The organism is Priestia sp. ST2, assembly GCF_055810735.1.
In genome coordinates this window covers 640,989-660,354 of sequence record NZ_JBVVNT010000002.1, presented here as the reverse complement: position 1 = coordinate 660,354, position 19,366 = coordinate 640,989, and the positions used below count along the sequence as shown (strand labels likewise).

The window sequence follows — 19,366 nt, the reverse complement described above, 5'->3', positions numbered from 1 at the left end:
ATAAAAAATTATTTTTCCTGTTCATAATCAGTTCACATATGCTTGTTAGACTAAAGTCAGAAATTACGAAGGAGTGAAATGAAACACATGAACAGTGAAGTGAAAGAAGAACGAACTTCAAATAAAAACAGAATAGACTTATTTTTAGTTCCCATTGTTTTAATTGCAGCGTTTTTGAACTTATTTAAAATTTGGACAGATGAATACGCCAACGCTTATTACACGGCAGCTGTCAAAAGTATGCTTCAAAGTTTTCATAATTTCTTTTATGCATCTTTTGATCCAGGAGGCTATGTAACGATTGATAAGCCGCCGGTTGTATTTTGGATTCAGACAATTAGCGCCAAAATATTTGGATTTTACGGATGGAGCGTCATTCTACCGCAAGCATTGGCAGGCATCGGTTCAGTCCTTTTACTATACGTGCTCGTAAAACGTACGTTTGGCGTATGGGCTGGGAGATTTGCTGCTCTTGCCATGGCTCTGACGCCAATTGTGCCTGCGGTAAGCCGAACAAATAATATCGATAGTATGCTTGTATTTACATTACTAGTAGCAACGTGGATGTTATTTCGTGCTGTGCGTACGGCTAAATTTGGCTGGGTGTTAGCAGCTTTTGCGATGATTGGTGTTGCATTTAATATGAAAATGCTTCAAGCATACATGGTTTTACCAGCATTTTATGTTTTCTATGTAGTGGCAACCAAAATCACTTGGAAAAAGAAAATTGCTTTTTTGACAACAGCGACTGCACTAATGCTCGCGGTTTCTGTCTCATGGGCAGTTGTGGTAGATTCTACTTCTGCTGATAAGCGCCCTTATATGGGAAGCAGTCAAACAAATTCAGTTCTAGAGCTTGCTTTCGGATATAACGGTATTAATCGTTTAACTGGAAATACAAGCGTGACGGGAAGCGGTCATAAACAGCCTGCTCAAACTGAGCAGCAAACAGCAAGCAGTGAAACAAAACAAACTAGTAATTCAAGTGCTGATTCTTCACAAAGCTCAAATCAAAGAAAGAGCAGCTCTTCTCAAAAGATGCAGGCTCCAGGTGGAGGGAATCAAAACGGAATGTTCAACACGGGGAATCCTGGTCCATTCCGACTATTTCAAAAAGGGTTATCAGATCAAATCAGCTGGTTATTACCATTTGTAATCTTTTCAATCGTGGGTCTATTTGCCGGAGTAAAATTTAAAGGGCCTTACACGACAAAACAAAAAGAAAGTTTATTTTGGTTAGCGTGGCTGCTACCAGTAGCTGTTTTCTTTAGTATCGCAGGATTTTTCCATCAGTATTATTTAATTATGCTGGCACCTCCAATCGCTGCATTTGCCGGAGCGGGAGCAGTAGCTTTATGGAGCATGTACAAACAGCATAATGGCTGGAAATCATGGCTGCTGCCAGGTGGTATTTTAACAACAGCAGCACTTCAAGTATATATTATGTCTCCTTATGTCAGCTCAATCGGCGTAGCGCCAATTGCAGGTGTAGGAGCACTGGGCGTCATTTTAGCTCTTGTTTTAGCTGTTCGTAAACAGCGTAAAAATTCGTTGACGAACTACCTAGGAGCCGCAGCAATGGTTGTCTTACTTGCGATGCCGGCGTACTGGGCGATGACACCAATTATTTATGGTGGAAATAGCATGCTTCCATCAGCAGGTCCTGATTCTTCAAGCGGTATGGGAGGACCTCCAAGCACAGCTACAAACAGCAAACAATCTGGTTTTAACGGCATGCAGCCTCCAGGAAGCTCTAGCGGCAATTCATCATCGAACGGCGGTCAAATGCCGGGCGGTTCGTCCAATAATGGTCAAATGCAGCCGCCAAGCAGTTCTTCAAACAGTGGTCAAATGCAAATGCCAGGCGGTTCGTCCAATAATAGTCAAATGCCAAATAGCTTTTCAAGCAAATCATCCTCTTCAAAACGAAAAAGTGGAGGGATGAACGCAGAAGTAAACCAAAAGCTACTAAACTATTTAACAAAAAATAATACAGGCGAAAAATATTTATTTGCCACAACGGACTCAACTTCAGCTGCACCTTACATTATCAAAACGGGCAAGCCAGTAATGGCAATGGGTGGGTTTAGCGGTTCAGATCCAATTTTAACGGTAAGTAAATTAAAAGCCATGATTAAAAAAGGTGAAGTGAAATATTTCTACTTGTCTGGAATGGGCAAGGGAGGTCAATCTGACGTTATCACTTGGATTAAAGACAATAGTAAGGAGATTCCTTCTTCCAAATGGCAGTCTACGTCATCAAGTGCTCAGCAAGGGCCATCTGGAAACGGAACACTATACGAAATAACGCTTAAATAAGGAGGGCATGAACATGAGTTCCATTGTTAAATATTCTATTGTTATTCCTGTCTACAACGAACAAGAAGTGATTCATGAAACCTACCGCCGTCTCACAGAAGTGATGCGTTCAACGAAAGAAGCTTACGAGCTTCTTTTCGTGAACGACGGCAGTAGAGATCGAACAGCAGAAATCATTAAAGAGTACAGTGAGCAAGACCCAGCGGTTGTTTTATTAGATTTTGCCCGTAACTTTGGTCATCAAATTGCTATTACAGCGGGTATGGATTATGCAAGAGGAGAGGCGGTCGTTGTGATTGATGCTGATTTGCAAGATCCGCCCGAATTGATTTTAGAGATGATTGAAAAATGGAAGCAAGGGTTTGACGTTGTATACGCTAAGCGTACAAAGCGAAAAGGAGAAACATACTTTAAAAAACAAACGGCTGCTATGTTTTATCGCTTCTTACGTGCGATGACCGATATTGATATTCCACTTGATACAGGGGATTTCCGTTTGCTAGATCGCAAAGTGTGCAATCAAATGAATAGCATTCAAGAAAAAAATCGCTTTGTTCGCGGATTAGTAAGCTGGGTTGGCTTTAAGCAAACAGCAGTAGAATATGAGCGAGACGAGCGTTTGGCCGGGGAGTCAAAATACCCTTTGAAAAAGATGCTGAAGCTTTCAATGGATGGTATTACATCTTTTTCATATAAGCCATTAAAGCTAGCTAGCTATGCTGGTGTAACTCTATCTGGTATCGGCTTTATTTATCTTTTAGTAGTGCTGTATTTGAAGTTATTTACAGACAGCACCATCACCGGGTGGTCGTCATTAATTGTCATTCAGCTATTCTTTAGCGGCATCATTTTAATTATTCTTGGTATGATTGGAGAATATATTGGCCGCATCTACGATGAAACAAAAAATCGTCCACTCTATATCGTCCGTGAAAAGTATCAGCTTGAAACACGCAAGGAAGTATCACTTCGTGACTAACAAATGGATATCTTTTATTAAATTTGCGTTAGTAGGAGTTGTAAATACACTGATTGATTTTGTAGTATACGCACTTTTAACAACAATCGGTGTTAACTACATACTAGCGCAGTGGATTTCATACAGTGCGGGCATCTTAAACAGTTATGTCATGAATCGCAAATGGACGTTTGAGAGAAAAGAAAAAAGCAGTAAGCGTGAGGTGATTTCATTCGTGATCGTAAATTTGATCACTTTATCCCTAACATCATTTCTGTTGACTGTTCTATATAATAAATGGGGTATATCGCTGCTAATCAGTAAACTTTTAATTACAATCGCAAGTGTCGGTATCAACTTTATTGGTACTAAATTATTTGTATTTACTACTAAAAAAGAAAGAGGGATTCATATATGACGATAAAAAAAGCAGTTATTCCAGTAGGCGGTTTAGGAACTCGATTTTTGCCAGCGACAAAAGCGCAGCCGAAAGAAATGCTGCCAATTGTCGATAAGCCTGCTGTACAATATATTGTAGAAGAAGCTGTGAAATCAGGCATTGAAAGTATTATTTTTATTACAGGGCGAAACAAAAAATCAATTGAAGACCATTTTGATAAATCAATTGAGTTAGAGCAAATGCTTGAAGAAAAACACAAGTTTGACATGTTAAAAGAAGTACAAACGATCTCATCAATGGCCAGCATTCACTATATTCGTCAAAAAGAGCCGTTAGGACTCGGTCATGCTATTCTTTGTGCCGAACAGTTTATTGGAGATGAGCCGTTTGCTGTTCTTCTTGGAGACGATATTATGACTTCTGAAGAACCTACGCTCAAACAGATGATCCAAGCGTATGAAACGACTAATCAATCAGTTATCGGAGTTCAAAAAGTGGATGTTGAAGAGGTATCAAAATACGGAATCATTCAGCCGAAAAATAAATCTGGCAGCCTTCATGAAGTGAATGACTTGATTGAAAAACCATCGATAGAACAAGCTCCGTCAACTATTGCCGTTATGGGCCGCTACATTTTAAATCCTTCTATTTTTTCTTATCTAAAAACGATTGAAAGAGGGGTAGGAAATGAATTACAATTAACAGATGCACTGCGTGTGGTATGTAAAAAAGAGCGATTGTTTGCTCTTGAACTGGAAGGGCAGCGCTTTGATATTGGAGATAAGGTAGGCTATATGAAAGCGATGGTAGAAGTTGCGTTAAAGCGCAGAGATTTACGTCACACGTTTTTATCGTATTTGGAGGGAATTGTAGAAAAAGAACGAGCAAACAACTTCAGCTAATAAGAGTTAATCCGTTTGTTCATATTCAGTTCATATTTGAAGTATAAAATCATTGTATGATCTTATGCGGCTCTCTGTTTACTATAAACAGAGAGCTTACTGTGCGTAAAAGCTGGACAAACTTAGGAATAGGGAGAGACATGTATGATTCAAATATTAGTTGCAGATGATGATCAACATATTCGAGAGCTGATATCATTATATTTAGAAAATCAAGGATTCAAAATTATAAAAGCAGCAGATGGTGAAGAAGCGTGGGCAAAAATGGAAGAGTTTCGAATTGATCTAGCGGTCGTTGATATCATGATGCCATTTAAAGACGGATGGGAACTAACAAAGGAAATTAAGGAGTATTTTGATATACCGGTTTTAATGGTAACAGCTAGAGGCGAATCGCATGATAAGCTAAAAGGATTTGATATCGGAACAGACGACTATGTCGTGAAGCCTTTTGATCCTCAGGAAATGGTTGCTCGTGTAAAGGCTCTTTTACGCAGATACCGAGTAGAAGCTAACAATGTAATCTATATGGGGAATATAAAACTAGACCGTACCAAATTAGAGATGAGTGCAGGAGAAACAAGCGAACAGCTGCCGTTAAAAGAGTTTGAATTACTGTTCACGTTAGTTAGTTCTCCAGGAAAAATTTTTACTCGTGATCAGCTTATTCAATTAATTTGGGGATATGATTATGAAGGCGATGAGCGCACGGTAGACGTTCACATAAAACGTCTGCGAGAGAGGCTTAATCATATGAAAAACGTCGGTATGGAAATCAAAACAATTCGCGGACTAGGCTATAGAGCAGAAGGGTGTTAACGTGAAATCAATTTATGTAAAGCTGGTTCTGTCGTTCATCATTACAATTTTATTGAGCGTTGTGATTACCGTTGTCGTCACGACATTTCTTAGCAAGCAGAAGCTCGAAATGCGATTAGGTCAGGATATGGTGAAGATGGGAGAAGATTTTATCGATTTGTACGGAGCAGAAGACTCGGACAAAGCTGCAAGGTTTTTATCTAATTCATCATTCATTCATTTTTCGTTTATTATTATTGATGATCAGCATGAAGAAAAAGTATTAGGACAGCCAGGACCGCCTATTCCAATTACACCGAAAGAAGTAGATCAAGTATTAGACGGGAAGCGTTATTCTAATTTAAACGAGGAAAAAGATGATCGTCCACAGCCAAACGTAGTGGGTCTTCCTTTTAAAGAAAATGGACGGTCGTATGCTCTATTTATTCAGTCTCATCCACAGCGGCAATTTTCAGTTATTCAAGATGTTCAAAATATCCAGCTTATTACGATTTTATTAGTGGGTATTGTATTATTTGCATATGTTTCAATGATTATTATTAAACCGATTAAGCGTCTCAGTACAGCGATGAAAGTTGTCGGACAAGGCGAATACAATGTGCAAGTCGAGCACGCAGCGAATGATGAAATCGGTCTGTTAACTAAAAATTTTAATCAAATGACTAAAGAATTAAACAAAATAGAAACGATGAGGCAAGAGTTCATTGCTAGCGTTTCGCATGAGATTCAATCACCGCTGACCTCTATTCGCGGTTTTTCAGCGGCACTTAAAGATGATATCGTCAGTGAAGATAAAAAGATACAATATTTAACGATTATTGAAAAAGAAAGTACAAGACTTTCTCAGCTTAGTTCCAATTTGCTAAAGCTTGCTTCTCTAGACTCTGAACATCAAACGCTAATGCTGCAGCAATACCGTTTAGATGAACAAATCAGGCATGTGGTCATGGCTTTAGAACCTCAGTGGACAAAAAAGAACATAGAAATTGACCTTGATTTATCCAATGTTCAAATGGAAGCAGATAAAGATTTGTTAGAGCAAGTTTGGCTGAATTTAGTAACAAATGCTATTAAATATACGCCTGAAAATGGATTTGTGAAAATATCCATTTCTCTAAAAAACGAAGAAATAGACGTGAAAATAAAGGATAATGGAATTGGTATTGCCGAAGAAGATCAAAAATATATTTTTGAAAGCTTTTATAAAGTAGATAAATCGAGAACGTTAAAAGGAAGCGGCCTCGGTCTAGCCATTACAAAAAAAATTGTTCGGTTACATGAGGGCACAATACGTGTTGAAAGCAAAAAAGAACAAGGAAGCATTTTTACGGTAACCTTGCCTATCCAAAAAATTAGGGCTAAAAAAGACTCGTCTGTGTAAGTTCATGCAGATGAGTCTTTTTTATTAGGTCAAAGATATAAAAAAAATTAATAATATCTATTTATTTTTTTAATCCCTACTTGACATATAGGTAAAGTGTAAATAATATAGATAGTATAAATCTTTTGAAAAAATTGGGATGCTAAAGAAGCTGATCGGTCAACCGAAGGCTCATACTTGTTCGCTACTAGTGTGGGCCTTTTCTGTACATTAGTTGTGGTCATTAAAATCTCAATCTTCAACTGAACATATGGGGAGGATTACCATGTATTTATCTTCTGCACATTATACAAGTACTTATAGATGTTGTTCGCTTTGTTTATTCAACTGCAACTAAAATATAAATCTATCTATGAATAGGAGAATGATAAAATGGCTTCAATTACACAAGAAAAATTAGATTATATTGTTAAATTACTAACTGAAATCAACTATGGATCTGTACTAATTACCCTTCACGACGGACAAATTACTCAAGTGGACAGCACGGAAAAAAACCGCTTTTTAGCTAAAAGCAAAGTAGCAAGCCACAAATAAGCCTATTTAAATACGTATTTAGAGAAACTGAAGGGCCAGCCTAGCTAGCGAATGCTTGGCGGCGGGGCAAGCAAGTACCGTACTAAATATAGAAAACGTGCGTATTCGAAGAAAAATTGACTTTCTTTCCGGTTAAAGATTTAGAATTTTTTGAATTAAAATTGAGTTATAGGTTGTATGAGTATGACGATGAGAAGTCTAAAGCTGCTAAAGCAGCAGCTTTGTACTTTTTAAAATTATGAAAATCTGACAGTTTCATTCCTGTGCTGACCGGATTACCGAAGGCTTCTGACCTGTGTTAGGAGTCTTTTTTTTATTCTTAAATTAATATAATAGGAGGAGAAAAGATGGAAAATTTATTACGAGCAGCGGTGCGGCAAAGAAAACAATACCTCATTGAAAAGTTACTGAAAAAAGGGATTTACAAAAAAGAAAACCATCATCTTTTTGAACTTACACTCTCTGACTTAGAAAAAGAGTATCAGGCACGCAGTAGGTAAGGGATAGAAAAATTTATATCCAATAAAAAAGCGTAAAGGGTATGCCTTTGCGCTTTTTATCTAACAATAAATTAGTACCAGATATTAAAAGTAGGTGTTATAATTAAGTATCAACTGATTTGAGGTGGAAAAATGATGCAATCAAAAGCTAGAATCACAGGAATGGGGATATATACACCAAAGCAAAAATTAACGAACGACCATTTAAAAGAAATGGTTGATACAAGTGACGAATGGATTGTACAGCGTACCGGAATGAAAGAACGACGAATTGCTGGTGAAGGCGAATACACGTCTACGCTTGCCATTCGAGCCGTTGAAAATTTGCTTAACCGATATGCTGTAGAAATAGAAGATGTAGATGCAATTATTGTTTCGACAACAACGCCAGATCACTTTTTTCCTAGCGTAGCATGTCAGATTCAAGATTACTTTCATATTGATCAAGCTGCTGCATTTGATCTAAGTGCCGCATGCGCCGGTTTTACATATGGCCTTCATGTGGCGAACGGCTTAGTGACGTCGGGATTGCATAAAAAGATTTTAGTTATTGGTGCTGAAGTCATGTCGAAAATTACAGATTATACGGACCGGGCCACATGCGTGCTGTTTGGTGACGGAGCGGGAGCTATGCTTGTAGAGTACGATGAGCATAATCCGAGTTTCTTAGGATGTCACTACGGAACGGACGGAAGCGGAGGGGTGAATTTATATCGTTCTAACTTATCTAATACTCTTTCAGGAAAAGAAATTAATTCGAGCGGGAATTTAGTTCAAAACGGGCGTGAAGTATACCGCTTTGCTGTCCGAACGATTCCAAAAGGAGTAGAAGCATTATTAAAGAATACTTCCATTTCTCTTTCTGATGTAAATTGGTTTATTCCGCACAGTGCAAACCTTCGAATGATTGAAGCTATTTGTGCTAAAACAGGTGTTACAATGGATAAAACGTTAACGAGTGTGCAATACTGCGGAAATACATCTTCAGCTTCTATTCCGCTTGCTTTAAACGAAGGAATAATGACAGGAAAAGTACAGGGTAATGACCTCCTTATTCTTTATGGGTTTGGAGGAGGATTAACGCACTGCGGCTTGTTAATTAAATGGACGTGTAAAGAAAAAAGCTAAAAAGCTAAAAGGCGTCGCCTTTTAGCTTTTTTCTTTTTCATTACAGAGCTTTTTATTGTCGTTCCAAGAAAGTTTATTCTTTTTATAACAGCAGGTTTGCAGTATTTTCAGCGCAAACATATATAATAGAAAAAACCCGCTTTTTTACAGCGGGTTTTCAACTGGCCTTTGGAATGGTAAAACCTAATCCAAAGACGTCGCGTACATCGTGTACGACCACAAAAGCTTGTTCGTCGACTTTATGAATAATGCGCTTTAATTCTAGCAGTTCTTGTTTGTTCACAACTACGTACAATACGTCTTTTGCTTCTTTTGTATAGCTTCCATGAGCAGAAAAGACAGTGACGCCGCGCTGCATCTTTTTATTGACTTGTTCGGCTACTTCAACTGAACGGTGTGAAATAATAGTGATTGCTTTGCGAGGGTTGAGTCCTTCAATAATATAATCAAGCACCTTCGTTCCGATGTAAAGAGAAATAACCGTATACATTGTCTTTTCTCCACCGATGACAAAATAAGCGCTTGCTACAACTAATAAATCAATTGCCAGCATCGTTTTGCTAATATTCCAGTCTAGATATTGATTAGCTAAGCGGGCAATAACTGCAGAGCCTCCGGAAGTTCCGCCGCCTCTAAACACAAGTCCGAGTCCTACACCAGCTAAAATACCAGCAAAAATAGCCCCCAGTAGCGTATCGTCAAGAGGATTTCCCAGTCCTTCAGTTATATGTAGGAATAGAGAAGTGAAAATAATACATATAATTGTGTAAACAATCACACGTTTATGAAGCAATTTGTATCCGATCAGTACCAGCAAACCGTTTAATATAAAGTTTGTGATACCCGGAGACCAGCCTAATACATAATAGGTAATCATTGTTACACCGGTTACGCCGCCTTCTGCTAATTCATTTGGAATAGCAAAGTAATTAATGGCCAGTGCGAAAATGAGGCTCCCTAGAATAATGAGGATAATTTCTTTTATTTTATTAATCATGAACGTTACCTCCAATCATCAAAAGCTCCGAAAACACAGTCATGACAATGTATTATACCAACTCTAGAGACTGAATTAAAGATGGGATATTATTATTTTTTTAAAAATCATTTTCTGCTATTAACATAAAATCTTTTGACAGTTTTTATGGAGTATGAAAAAATGAATTGTTTGCTTTTATTTTGATTAAAAAGTTTTGCAATGAGAATGTTCGTTCGGTAAAATAGAAGCAAGAGTCAAGGGGGAGAATGAACGTGTATCAAGATGAATTAAAACAGTATGCGAAGTTAGTAATGCCCGAGCATTTAGAGAAAATGAAGAAAATGTACAGTCCCGATGCGCATAAGCAGCCTTTAGGGTTAAAAAAAGAAAAGATTGAGCATATTGAAAATGTCATTATGAACAGTTACTCGGAGCATTATCCAGTAACGCTTCACGTCTATGAAGCAGGACATATTCAAAGGTATGAACGAGTGACGATTGATAAAGTCTCGCTGCAGTCGAATACGCTGATGGTTACAGGCCCTTGCTATACATATTCGATTCGAGCAGATGCAGTAATTGAAGCAGATGTATGGAAAGATGAAAGCTACTCTAGCTAAGAGTAGCTTTTTTGTTCGTTTTGTATCTTTTTTTTAACGCATGCATACAATACATAAAAGCATATTCTGCGAGTAGCAACTTCTAGCTACTAGGAAATTTTAATTAAAGAAGGGATTATTGTATGCAAAATGAAAAAACTCAAGTAAGAGAAATCGAATTAACGCAGTTCATTAAAAAAAGACTCGTTCGTTTTATCTCAAGTTTAGCTATTTCTTCTGCCCTTGCTTCCATATTATATATGCTTCTGTTTTTATTTAAATGATGGGTCACTTTGAGTTGTCCAAAAAGGTGGACAACTTTTTTGGTGTGTAGGCTTTTATGAAATCAGGACAAGCTATGGCTGATTCAGTCAGAAAAATTCAATCGGTCAAGAAATAGTCAAAAACAGTCATAACTAATTAAGTGGAAGAAAACCTTTACATATAATGAGAAAAGTAGACAAATTCTTGAATTACCAGCATATTTCCTTTTGTATGAACTATTATTAAACCAAATGCAAATCTAATTGTTCATTCAAAAAACTTTATTTTGTAATTAAAAAAATGAATGTTTTTGATTTTTTATGATTGATTTTGAATGTAAACCGTGATAAAGTAAGTACATGAAATAAATGAAAACGCTTTTTTGAAAAAGGAGCTAGAACATGTTAACGCCGGAAAGACATCAACTAATCTTAAAACTTTTAAAAGAGAAAGAACTTGTAAAAGTGCAAGAGTTTATCGAAGTTACAGGCGCTTCGGAATCAACCATTAGAAGAGACTTAAGTCAACTAGAAGAAGAGCAAATGCTCAAACGTGTTCATGGTGGCGCTTCGCTTATTCGCAGTAAACGAATCGAACTGAGCGTTATCGAAAAATCTGCTAAAAATGTTCAAGATAAACGAAACATTGCAGAGTATGCGGCTTCCATTATAAATGAAGGTGACTGTATTTTTTTAGATGCAGGAACTACAACGTATGAAATGATTCCTTTTTTAAAGCAAAAAGATGTAGTTGTCGTGACAAATGGTTTAATGCATTTAAACCCGATGCTAGAACAAGGTATCACCCTCTATTTAATTGGAGGATCTGTTAAACATAAAACGGGCGCTTTAATTGGCAATGGAGCTCTTTTAAGTCTTGAGCAATATCGTTTTGACAAGTGCTTTATGGGAGCGAATGGGATTCATCATCAATATGGATATACAACTCCTGATCCAGAAGAAGCATTGATCAAGCAAACGGCAATGAAGCTGTCTAGAGAATCTTATATTTTATCAGATTCCACTAAGTTTTTTGAAACAAGCTTTGCGAAAATAGCCGATTTACATGAAGCAAAAATTATAACAAATGACGTACCTAGCGATGTACTTATACAGTATGCAAACAAAACAGACATAAAGGTTGTGAAATCATGATTTATACATGTACGTTGAACCCATCCGTTGATTACGTAGTACATGTTTCAGCATTCGAAGAAGGCGGGCTTAACCGCACAACGAATGAAGCCAAGTTTCCAGGAGGAAAAGGCATTAACGTCTCTCGCGTTTTAAAACGATTAGGTGTTGATAATAAAGCCCTCGGTTTTGTAGCCGGCTTTACAGGAACCTATATCGAAGACTACTTAAAAGCGGAGAATATCGAAACAGCTTTTACAAGAGTTGAGGGAGATACCCGTATTAACGTAAAGTTAAAAACAGAAAAAGAAACAGAAATTAACGGTCAAGGACCTGCTATTACAGACGAAGCGCTTCAGTCTTTATTGACTCAAGTAAAGCAAATGACTGAAGGCGATATCTTCGTATTAGCAGGGAGTATACCGAAAACGCTTCCAAGTTCTGTGTATGAAACGTTAACTGAACTAGCAGCAGCGAACGGAGTAAAAGTTGTAGTAGATGCAAGTGGAAAAACTTTGCTAGACGTCGTGTCCCACAAGCCGTTTTTTATCAAACCGAATCATCATGAACTTGCAGAATTGTTTGATGTAGAAGTAAACAGTGCAGAAGATGCGCTAGTATACGGTAAGAAGCTCGTGGAACAAGGAGCGCAAAACGTCGTTGTGTCTATGGCAGGTGATGGAGCACTGCTTATTAACGAAAGCGGTGTCTACAGTGCCACAGTCCCTAAAGGAACGGTAAAAAATTCTGTTGGAGCTGGCGATTCACTTGTAGCTGGATTTATTGCTTCTTATGTAAAACAAGGGGATTTATTAGAAGCTTTTCAAACAGGAGTAGCTTCAGGAAGTGCCACAGCATTCTCACTTGAATTATGTACAGCAGAAGATGTAAAGACGCTTCGTGAACAAGTGTCAATCACAAAGGTAGAGTAGGGGGAAACGAGAATGAGAATTACTGAATTATTAAAAAAAGATACAATCATTCTTGATTTAAAAAGCACGTCAAAAGCTGATGTTATTGATGAATTAGTTGGAAAATTAGACGAAGCTGGTCGCTTAAGCGACCGAGCTGGCTATAAAGAAGCAATTTTAAATCGTGAATCTCAAAGTACAACGGGAATTGGAGAAGGCATTGCCATTCCGCATGCGAAAACAAGCTCGGTAAAAACACCGGCCATTGCATTTGGACGCTCAACAGAAGGTATCGATTATGAATCATTAGACGGACAGCCTGCACACTTATTCTTTATGATTGCAGCGAGTGAAGGAGCGAATAATGCTCACTTAGAAACATTATCTCGTTTGTCTACGTTGTTAATGGACGAATCGTTCCGAAAAACGTTGCTAACAGCATCATCAATTGATGAAGTCATTAAAGCAATTGATGATAAGGAAACTGAAAATGAAGCGCCGGAAGAGGAAGTAGATACAGCTTCAGATCAATTAGTGCTTGCTGTAACTGCTTGTCCAACGGGAATTGCCCACACATATATGGCAGCGGACAGCTTAAAAGCAAAAGCGAAAGACATGAATGTCACGCTAAAAGTTGAAACAAACGGTTCCAGCGGGGTTAAAAACGCGTTGACGAAGGAAGAAATTGAAAACGCTACCGCTATTATCGTTGCAGCGGACAAGCAAGTAGAAATGGAACGTTTTGCAGGTAAAAAAGTTATTCAAGTTCCAGTAGCTGAAGGAATTCGCAAGCCTGAAGAATTAATTAACCGCGCGTTAAAAGGAGACGCTCCTGTATACAGCGGCGGCGGTGGCAGCAAAGAAGGCGGAGAAAGTAAAGGATCAGAGCGTACAGGGTTTTACAAGCACCTAATGAGCGGTGTATCAGCAATGCTTCCGTTTGTTGTAGGGGGCGGGATCTTAATTGCTATTTCATTTATGTTTGGCATTCACTCAGCAGAACCGAAAGATCCGACGTACAATGCATTTGCAGCAGCATTAAAAACAATTGGCGGAGATAATGCATTCTTCTTACTAGTACCAGTACTAGCAGGGTTTATTGCAATGAGTATTGCTGATCGTCCTGGTTTAGCTCCCGGTATGGTTGCAGGTCTTTTAGCAGCTTCTGGCGGAGGCGGTTTCTTAGGTGGTTTAATCGCTGGTTTCTTAGCAGGTTATGTAGTAGTGGGGTTAAAGAAATTATTCAGCGGTTTACCACAAGCGCTTGATGGAATTAAGCCAGTTCTTCTTTATCCGCTATTTGGGATCTTTATCTCAGGATTGATTATGCTTTATGTTGTAAATGAGCCAGTTAGTGCGATTAACAAAGGATTAACGCACTGGTTAAGTGGATTTGGTACAGGTAACTTAGTATTATTAGGTATTATCTTAGGCGGTATGATGGCGATTGATATGGGTGGTCCTATTAATAAAGCAGCCTTTACATTTGGTATTGCAATGATTGATGCTGGAAACTATGCACCACACGCAGCGATTATGGCAGGCGGTATGGTTCCACCATTAGGTATGGCCATTGCGACAACTTTGTTCAAAAATAAATTTACTCGCCAAGAGCGTGAAACAGGTAAAACGTGTTATGTAATGGGTCTTTCATTTATCACAGAAGGTGCGATTCCATTCGCAGCAGCTGACCCAGGCCGTGTGATTCCCGCATCGGTTATCGGTGCTGCAGTAGCAGGTGCTTTAACAATGATGTTCCACATCGGTTTACCAGCACCACACGGCGGCGTATTCGTTATCGGAATTGTACAAGGAAATCCTCTTTTATATGCACTAGCAATTTTAATTGGTGCAATTGTAACAGCGGTCCTTGTAGGTGTATTAAAAAAGCCAAAAGCAGAATAACAAATAAAGACTGATTTTACATGATGTAAAATCAGTCTTTTTGTGTTTTTCTGGTAGACATTTGTTCTTTATGAGAGTACAATTACGGTAGTATTCCTTTAATTTTTAGAAAAGTTAGATAGATAAGCTTTTCTACTTGATAAAATATGGTACAATAATCGAATATTAAAAACAAAGTAAGGAAGTGTCTCAAACATGAAGGTTGCGAAGTTTGGCGGGAGTTCAGTTGCAAGCGCAGAGAAATTTAAACAGGTTGCGCATATTGTAACGTCTGATAAAGAGAGAAAGCTGGTGGTTGTATCAGCTCCGGGCAAGCGATACGGAGAAGATACAAAAATGACAGATTTGCTAATCGCACTTTCTGCCAAAATACAGCTTGGAGAAGATTACGTCGATGAGTTTGGGCAAGTAATTGATCGCTATCGTGAAATCGTTGTGGACTTGTCTATGCCAGAAACGATTATTACTGACATTATTACGAATTTACAATCACTTATTGATTTACATAAAAACGATCCATTTCGCTTATTAGACTGCCTAAAAGCAAGTGGAGAAGATAATAACGCAAAGGTAATGGCTGCTTATTTAAACCATTTAGGTTTTGAAGCTCATTATGTAAATCCAAAAGAAGCAGGTATTTTTGTTTCTGATGAACCCGGAAGAGCAAGAGTGCTTCCACTGTCTTATGAAAAATTACCGCAGCTAAGAGAGCGTTCGGGCATTTTGGTGATTCCAGGATTCTTTGGCTACTCTGAAGAAGGAAACATGGTTACGTTCTCGCGCGGTGGGTCAGATATCACAGGCTCAATTGTAGCAGCGGGAGTAAAAGCTGATTTGTATGAGAACTTTACCGACGTAGATGCTATTTATAGCGTAGATCCAAGACTTGTGGAAAAGCCTCATGAAATGAAAGAAGTAACATACAGAGAAATGCGTGAACTATCCTATGCAGGTTTTTCTGTCTTCCATGATGAAGCGCTAGAGCCGGTTTATAAACTAGGCATTCCTGTATGTGTAAAGAATACAAATAATCCTGAAGCAAAGGGTACATTCATTGTAGCTGAGCGTCCTCACGGCGATACGCCGGTAGTTGGAATCGCTGGGGATAAAGGTTTTTGCAACATCCACGTGAGCAAATACTTATTAAACCGTGAAATTGGTTTTGGCAGAAGATTGCTTGAAATTTTAGAGGATGAAGGTATTTCATACGAGCATACCCCTTCAGGAATTGATAATATCTCTGTCATCATGCGCGAGCATCAGCTTACGCCAGATGTGGAAAAGCGTGTATTTACTCGAATTGAAAAAGAACTTGAAGTGGATGAAATCTTTATTGAACGTGATCTTGCTATGGTTATGGTAGTAGGAGAAGGAATGAATAGCACAGTAGGAATTGCTGCAAAAGCTACAGAAGCTTTTGCTCGTGCTGAAGTGAATCTTGAAATGATCAACCAAGGTTCTTCTGAGGTGAGCATGATGTTTGGTGTGAAAGCAGATGCTTTAGACCGTGCTGTTCAAGCTCTTTACAATACGTATTTTAACAGCATGTACAGTATTTCTTATTCGAATGTAAAATAAACAAGACGAAAAACCCCGCTTTCTTTTTAGAGAGCGGGGTTTTCTAGTGAAGGCGTATAAAAATCAGATTTGTGGACATAAAGGGAAGGAAGAGTGAAGTCAAAGGAGGAAATACAGTGAAGAAACGACCCTTTTTCATATTCTTTTCCCTTATAGGTATTAGCGTACTTTCAGCATGCCACAATGATGATGCAGCACCGGCAAAAGAAGCTCAAAATAAACAAGGCGTGACGAATGGCGGAACGCCGATGAGCTATGATAATCAAAGCGAAAACACATCTTTTAACTTTTCAAAATTTGATTTAGAAGTAGACTATAAGGGGCTCAACAATGATTATGAAGCCGACTACGAAAATGAAAATGATGAGATAGAAGCCAAAGTGGATGATAATATTAACGATGAGCACTTGAACGGAGACAAAGCTTTTAATAAATTATCTTCAAAATTTAAAAAGTTAAATTTTGATCAGCGCACGCCCGATGAAGATGTAAAAAAGGAAGTAATCAATGCGTTTGGTCTAAAAAAAGATTTTCAGTCGTTTGAATTAGAAGTTCGTTTTTCAAACGGAACGGAAAAAGAATACAACTTTAAACAGAAGTAAGACGTTAAAACAAAGTATTTTAGTTGAAGGAAAATCCGAACGATGAATTGAGGTTCTTCATTAAGAATCCAACTCGTTCGGATTTTTTCATTGGTAAGGTGAACGTATGTCTCAATCTTATTTTTGATGTCTAAAAAAAGGAAAATAGTGAAAGGATGGTGATAAATAAGAAAAAGGAGGAATCACGGATGCAAAAGTTGATAATGAACGGATGCGTAGTCTTTGTTCTGTTATTGTTAGGAGCATGCAGCATGGTAAAAGAGCAAAATAACGCTCATGAAAACCACCTGAAAACAGAGGAAGCGAAAGAAACAAGCGAAGTATCGGTAGAACCTGTTAAAGTGGATTTAACAAATACATCGGGCAAAAAAGTAGGAGAGGCTACCCTGTCAGAAGCAAAGAACGGCGTGCACATTAAATTAACTGCTCAAGGTCTTTCACCGGGAAGACATGGATTTCATATTCATGAAATAGGAAAATGTGAGGTGCCGGATTTTAAAACAGCGGGTGCCCATTTTAATCCTTTTAAACGTGAACACGGCTTTAAAAATACAAAAGGCCCGCATGCAGGTGATTTGCCCAATCTAGAAGTTGCTCCAAATGGCAAAGTAGATACAGAAATTTTTGCTTCTCTTGTCACGCTGCAAGAAGGAAAGCCGAATTCTCTTTTGGATATGGATGGATCGGCATTAGTGATACATGATAAAGTCGACGATTACACAACGGATCCTTCAGGAAACTCAGGAGATCGGATTGTTTGTGGAGTGATTACAAAATAAGCCAAAAAGCTGTGAGATCATTCACGGCTTTTTTATTTCAGTAACGAGCCGCTTCTAAATTGCGGTAAGCTTCTTTTTTTTGCACAATAAAAGAAAGAACGAAAGAAGGTGAAAACATGCATAAGCAAGTTGTTGTAATAGGCGGAGGAATAGGTGGGTTAACAGCGGGAGCGCTTTTAGCTAAACATGATTATGAAGTGACGGTTTTAGAAGCTTCTCGAGAATGGGGAGGCTGTGCAGGGAAATTTCAGCGCCATTTGTATACGTTTCCTGTTGGGGCGACGCTTGGAATGGGATTTGAGCACGGAGGGATACATGAGCGAATCGGCACGTACCTTAGCCTAGAAGTTGAAAAGGTTTCTCTTGAAAAAATCATGAAAGTCCATCTTCCTCATCGTACACTGATTTATTATCAAGACCGGCATCAGCATATTTCCTATCTTCAAAAACAATTTCCTCATAAAGCAAAAAATATTAGGAGCTTTTATGAAAATGTTTTTAGAATTGCAAAAGAAATTCGCAAGCTCATGCAGCCTCTGCCGGTTCTTCCTCCTCTGACAGTCGGTGAGTGGAGCAGGCTAGTAAGTTCGTTGAATGTTGGTTCTGTGAAGCTGTTGCCTTATTTTCATCAATCGTTTAGTTATTTACTAAAAAAACACAGCTTGCTAGACGAAGCGGACTTTCTTCATTTTGTTGATGGTCAATTAATAGACAGCATGCAGACAACGAGCGAGAACTGTTCAATGCTTATTGGGTGTTTGGCGTTAGATATTTATCACGAAGGAGCTTTTTATGTGAATGGCGGCTTATACAAAGTCGCAGAAGCGCTGCAAAAATCGATTAAAGCCAGCGGAGGAAAAACGACTCTAGGAAGGAAAGTAGTAAAGATAGAGCGTGATAATGACGGGTGGATCGTGCATGATCATAGAGGTAACCGTTACCGTGCATCAGACGTTGTATGCAACGCGCCGGTTCAAAGCTTAAAGTCTTTACTGCATGATGAAGATTACCAACATATTCATAAGCGGGCAAAAGAAAAAAGCGAGCTTCCGCAGTGGGGAACGTTTTCGATGTATTTTGCGATTGATGAAAGAGATCTGCCGCAAAATGTAGAGTTGTTTCAGCAAGTACTTCAATCCGAACAAGGGGAAATGACAGAAGGAAATCATTTATTTATCTCAGTCTCTCATCCTGATGATCGTTTTCGAGCCCCTGAAGGCAAGCGTACAATTACAGTGTCTACTCACATTGATCTTAGCAAGTGGAGCAACAAAGAAGCCTATGACCTTCAAAAACAAGTTCTTGAGAAAAAAATGGTAGCAGGCATTAAAACCATTATCCCTGGCATTGGAAAAGCAGAGCATCAAATTTCGGGAGCTCCTAAAGCATGGGAAAGGTTCACTTCTCGCCCAAACGGGGGAGTGGGAGGCTTTCCGCAAACGTTAGATCATGCCTTGTTCAAGAGCATTTCGCATCGATCTGGCTTACAAGGACTATGGTTATGCGGAGATACAGTGTTTCCGGGAGCGGGAACTATAGGCGTATCGGTAAGCGGCTATCATGTGTTTCAAAGTATAACGTCTCATCGCCATACGTTACCTTAACATTTTTTACATACAAACTACTATTGTTCATACCATTAAAAAACACCGGCCCTATTACCATAGGGCCG

At 38.6% G+C, this 19,366-nt stretch carries 19 protein-coding genes; 18 read left to right on the top strand and 1 reads right to left on the bottom strand.

Annotation, left to right across the window (positions count from 1 at the left end; genetic code table 11):
- The first annotated feature begins 78 nt into the window (after positions 1-78).
- The 9 genes from AC0KUU_RS09800 (at position 79) to AC0KUU_RS09760 (ending at position 8,944) form a co-directional block, all read left to right on the top strand.
- Positions 79-2,319, top strand: coding sequence for a glycosyltransferase family 39 protein (locus tag AC0KUU_RS09800; RefSeq protein WP_043982147.1), 2,241 nt, complete (start codon positions 79-81; stop codon positions 2,317-2,319).
- A 13-nt stretch (positions 2,320-2,332) separates the two neighbouring features.
- On the top strand, positions 2,333-3,298 hold the full coding sequence (locus AC0KUU_RS09795) for a glycosyltransferase family 2 protein (RefSeq protein ID WP_028408710.1): 966 nt from the start codon (positions 2,333-2,335) through the stop codon (positions 3,296-3,298).
- Positions 3,291-3,695, top strand: a complete 405-nt coding sequence (locus AC0KUU_RS09790) for a GtrA family protein (RefSeq protein ID WP_043982148.1) — start codon at positions 3,291-3,293, stop codon at positions 3,693-3,695. The genes AC0KUU_RS09795 and AC0KUU_RS09790 overlap by 8 nt, the downstream gene beginning before the upstream one ends.
- Entirely contained in the window at positions 3,692-4,579 is an 888-nt protein-coding gene (gene galU / locus AC0KUU_RS09785; protein ID WP_043982149.1) for a UTP--glucose-1-phosphate uridylyltransferase GalU, read from the top strand. Before AC0KUU_RS09790 ends, galU begins: the two co-directional genes overlap by 4 nt.
- A 144-nt stretch (positions 4,580-4,723) precedes the next feature.
- Positions 4,724-5,398: a response regulator transcription factor gene (locus tag AC0KUU_RS09780; RefSeq protein WP_013056822.1), complete on the top strand. Its 675-nt coding sequence runs from the start codon at positions 4,724-4,726 to the stop codon at positions 5,396-5,398.
- 1 nt (position 5,399) lies between these two features.
- Positions 5,400-6,779, top strand: a complete 1,380-nt coding sequence (locus tag AC0KUU_RS09775; protein WP_043982151.1) for a sensor histidine kinase — start codon at positions 5,400-5,402, stop codon at positions 6,777-6,779.
- A 372-nt stretch (positions 6,780-7,151) separates the two neighbouring features.
- The gene (locus AC0KUU_RS09770; RefSeq protein WP_013056824.1) at positions 7,152-7,316 is read left to right on the top strand and encodes a YezD family protein; all 165 of its coding nucleotides are present in this window, start codon (positions 7,152-7,154) and stop codon (positions 7,314-7,316) included.
- Between the two features lie 347 nt (positions 7,317-7,663).
- On the top strand, positions 7,664-7,816 hold the full coding sequence (locus AC0KUU_RS09765; RefSeq protein WP_043982152.1) for a Fur-regulated basic protein FbpA: 153 nt from the start codon (positions 7,664-7,666) through the stop codon (positions 7,814-7,816).
- A gap of 132 nt (positions 7,817-7,948) precedes the next feature.
- Positions 7,949-8,944: a ketoacyl-ACP synthase III gene (locus tag AC0KUU_RS09760; RefSeq protein ID WP_043982153.1), complete on the top strand. Its 996-nt coding sequence runs from the start codon at positions 7,949-7,951 to the stop codon at positions 8,942-8,944.
- Between the two features lie 157 nt (positions 8,945-9,101).
- Here AC0KUU_RS09760 and AC0KUU_RS09755 read toward each other — a convergent pair whose 3' ends face one another.
- Complete coding sequence (locus AC0KUU_RS09755; protein ID WP_043982155.1) at positions 9,102-9,941, bottom strand: YitT family protein; 840 nt, start codon at positions 9,939-9,941, stop codon at positions 9,102-9,104.
- Between the two features lie 248 nt (positions 9,942-10,189).
- Between AC0KUU_RS09755 and AC0KUU_RS09750 the strand changes: the two genes are divergently transcribed.
- From AC0KUU_RS09750 to AC0KUU_RS09710, 9 genes are all read left to right on the top strand, one after another.
- The gene (locus AC0KUU_RS09750; protein WP_043982157.1) at positions 10,190-10,543 is read left to right on the top strand and encodes a YolD-like family protein; all 354 of its coding nucleotides are present in this window, start codon (positions 10,190-10,192) and stop codon (positions 10,541-10,543) included.
- A 122-nt stretch (positions 10,544-10,665) separates the two neighbouring features.
- On the top strand, positions 10,666-10,806 hold the full coding sequence (locus AC0KUU_RS09745; RefSeq protein WP_013056833.1) for a hypothetical protein: 141 nt from the start codon (positions 10,666-10,668) through the stop codon (positions 10,804-10,806).
- A gap of 381 nt (positions 10,807-11,187) precedes the next feature.
- A complete protein-coding gene (locus tag AC0KUU_RS09740; protein WP_013056834.1) occupies positions 11,188-11,940 on the top strand; it encodes a DeoR/GlpR family DNA-binding transcription regulator in 753 nt (250 codons plus the stop codon).
- The gene (gene pfkB / locus AC0KUU_RS09735; protein WP_025752144.1) at positions 11,937-12,851 is read left to right on the top strand and encodes a 1-phosphofructokinase; all 915 of its coding nucleotides are present in this window, start codon (positions 11,937-11,939) and stop codon (positions 12,849-12,851) included. Before AC0KUU_RS09740 ends, pfkB begins: the two co-directional genes overlap by 4 nt.
- Positions 12,852-12,863: 12 nt before the next feature.
- Entirely contained in the window at positions 12,864-14,735 is a 1,872-nt protein-coding gene (locus AC0KUU_RS09730) for a PTS fructose transporter subunit IIABC (RefSeq protein ID WP_013056836.1), read from the top strand.
- A 195-nt stretch (positions 14,736-14,930) separates the two neighbouring features.
- Positions 14,931-16,313, top strand: a complete 1,383-nt coding sequence (locus tag AC0KUU_RS09725) for an aspartate kinase (RefSeq protein WP_043982160.1) — start codon at positions 14,931-14,933, stop codon at positions 16,311-16,313.
- A gap of 116 nt (positions 16,314-16,429) precedes the next feature.
- Positions 16,430-16,915 (top strand): YusW family protein, encoded by a 486-nt coding sequence (locus AC0KUU_RS09720; protein WP_322551982.1) that lies wholly within the window; start codon positions 16,430-16,432, stop codon positions 16,913-16,915.
- Positions 16,916-17,103: 188 nt separating this feature from the next.
- Entirely contained in the window at positions 17,104-17,694 is a 591-nt protein-coding gene (locus AC0KUU_RS09715; RefSeq protein ID WP_025752148.1) for a superoxide dismutase family protein, read from the top strand.
- 116 nt (positions 17,695-17,810) lie between these two features.
- Entirely contained in the window at positions 17,811-19,298 is a 1,488-nt protein-coding gene (locus tag AC0KUU_RS09710) for a phytoene desaturase family protein (protein WP_043982162.1), read from the top strand.
- Positions 19,299-19,366 lie beyond the last annotated feature (68 nt).

What these genes read in the sequence shown, in the direction of transcription:
- AC0KUU_RS09800 (WP_043982147.1), top strand. Translation starts at nt 79, where the DNA reads ATGAAACACATGAACAGTGAAGTGAAAGAAGAACGAACTTCAAATAAA.
- AC0KUU_RS09795 (WP_028408710.1), top strand. Translation starts at nt 2,333, where the DNA reads ATGAGTTCCATTGTTAAATATTCTATTGTTATTCCTGTCTACAACGAA.
- galU (WP_043982149.1), top strand. Translation starts at nt 3,692, where the DNA reads ATGACGATAAAAAAAGCAGTTATTCCAGTAGGCGGTTTAGGAACTCGA.
- AC0KUU_RS09780 (WP_013056822.1), top strand. Translation starts at nt 4,724, where the DNA reads ATGATTCAAATATTAGTTGCAGATGATGATCAACATATTCGAGAGCTG.
- AC0KUU_RS09770 (WP_013056824.1), top strand. Translation starts at nt 7,152, where the DNA reads ATGGCTTCAATTACACAAGAAAAATTAGATTATATTGTTAAATTACTA.
- AC0KUU_RS09765 (WP_043982152.1), top strand. Translation starts at nt 7,664, where the DNA reads ATGGAAAATTTATTACGAGCAGCGGTGCGGCAAAGAAAACAATACCTC.
- AC0KUU_RS09760 (WP_043982153.1), top strand. Translation starts at nt 7,949, where the DNA reads ATGATGCAATCAAAAGCTAGAATCACAGGAATGGGGATATATACACCA.
- AC0KUU_RS09755 (WP_043982155.1), bottom strand. Translation starts at nt 9,941, where the DNA reads ATGATTAATAAAATAAAAGAAATTATCCTCATTATTCTAGGGAGCCTC.
- AC0KUU_RS09750 (WP_043982157.1), top strand. Translation starts at nt 10,190, where the DNA reads ATGAACGTGTATCAAGATGAATTAAAACAGTATGCGAAGTTAGTAATG.
- AC0KUU_RS09745 (WP_013056833.1), top strand. Translation starts at nt 10,666, where the DNA reads ATGCAAAATGAAAAAACTCAAGTAAGAGAAATCGAATTAACGCAGTTC.
- AC0KUU_RS09740 (WP_013056834.1), top strand. Translation starts at nt 11,188, where the DNA reads ATGTTAACGCCGGAAAGACATCAACTAATCTTAAAACTTTTAAAAGAG.
- pfkB (WP_025752144.1), top strand. Translation starts at nt 11,937, where the DNA reads ATGATTTATACATGTACGTTGAACCCATCCGTTGATTACGTAGTACAT.
- AC0KUU_RS09730 (WP_013056836.1), top strand. Translation starts at nt 12,864, where the DNA reads ATGAGAATTACTGAATTATTAAAAAAAGATACAATCATTCTTGATTTA.
- AC0KUU_RS09725 (WP_043982160.1), top strand. Translation starts at nt 14,931, where the DNA reads ATGAAGGTTGCGAAGTTTGGCGGGAGTTCAGTTGCAAGCGCAGAGAAA.
- AC0KUU_RS09715 (WP_025752148.1), top strand. Translation starts at nt 17,104, where the DNA reads ATGCAAAAGTTGATAATGAACGGATGCGTAGTCTTTGTTCTGTTATTG.
- AC0KUU_RS09710 (WP_043982162.1), top strand. Translation starts at nt 17,811, where the DNA reads ATGCATAAGCAAGTTGTTGTAATAGGCGGAGGAATAGGTGGGTTAACA.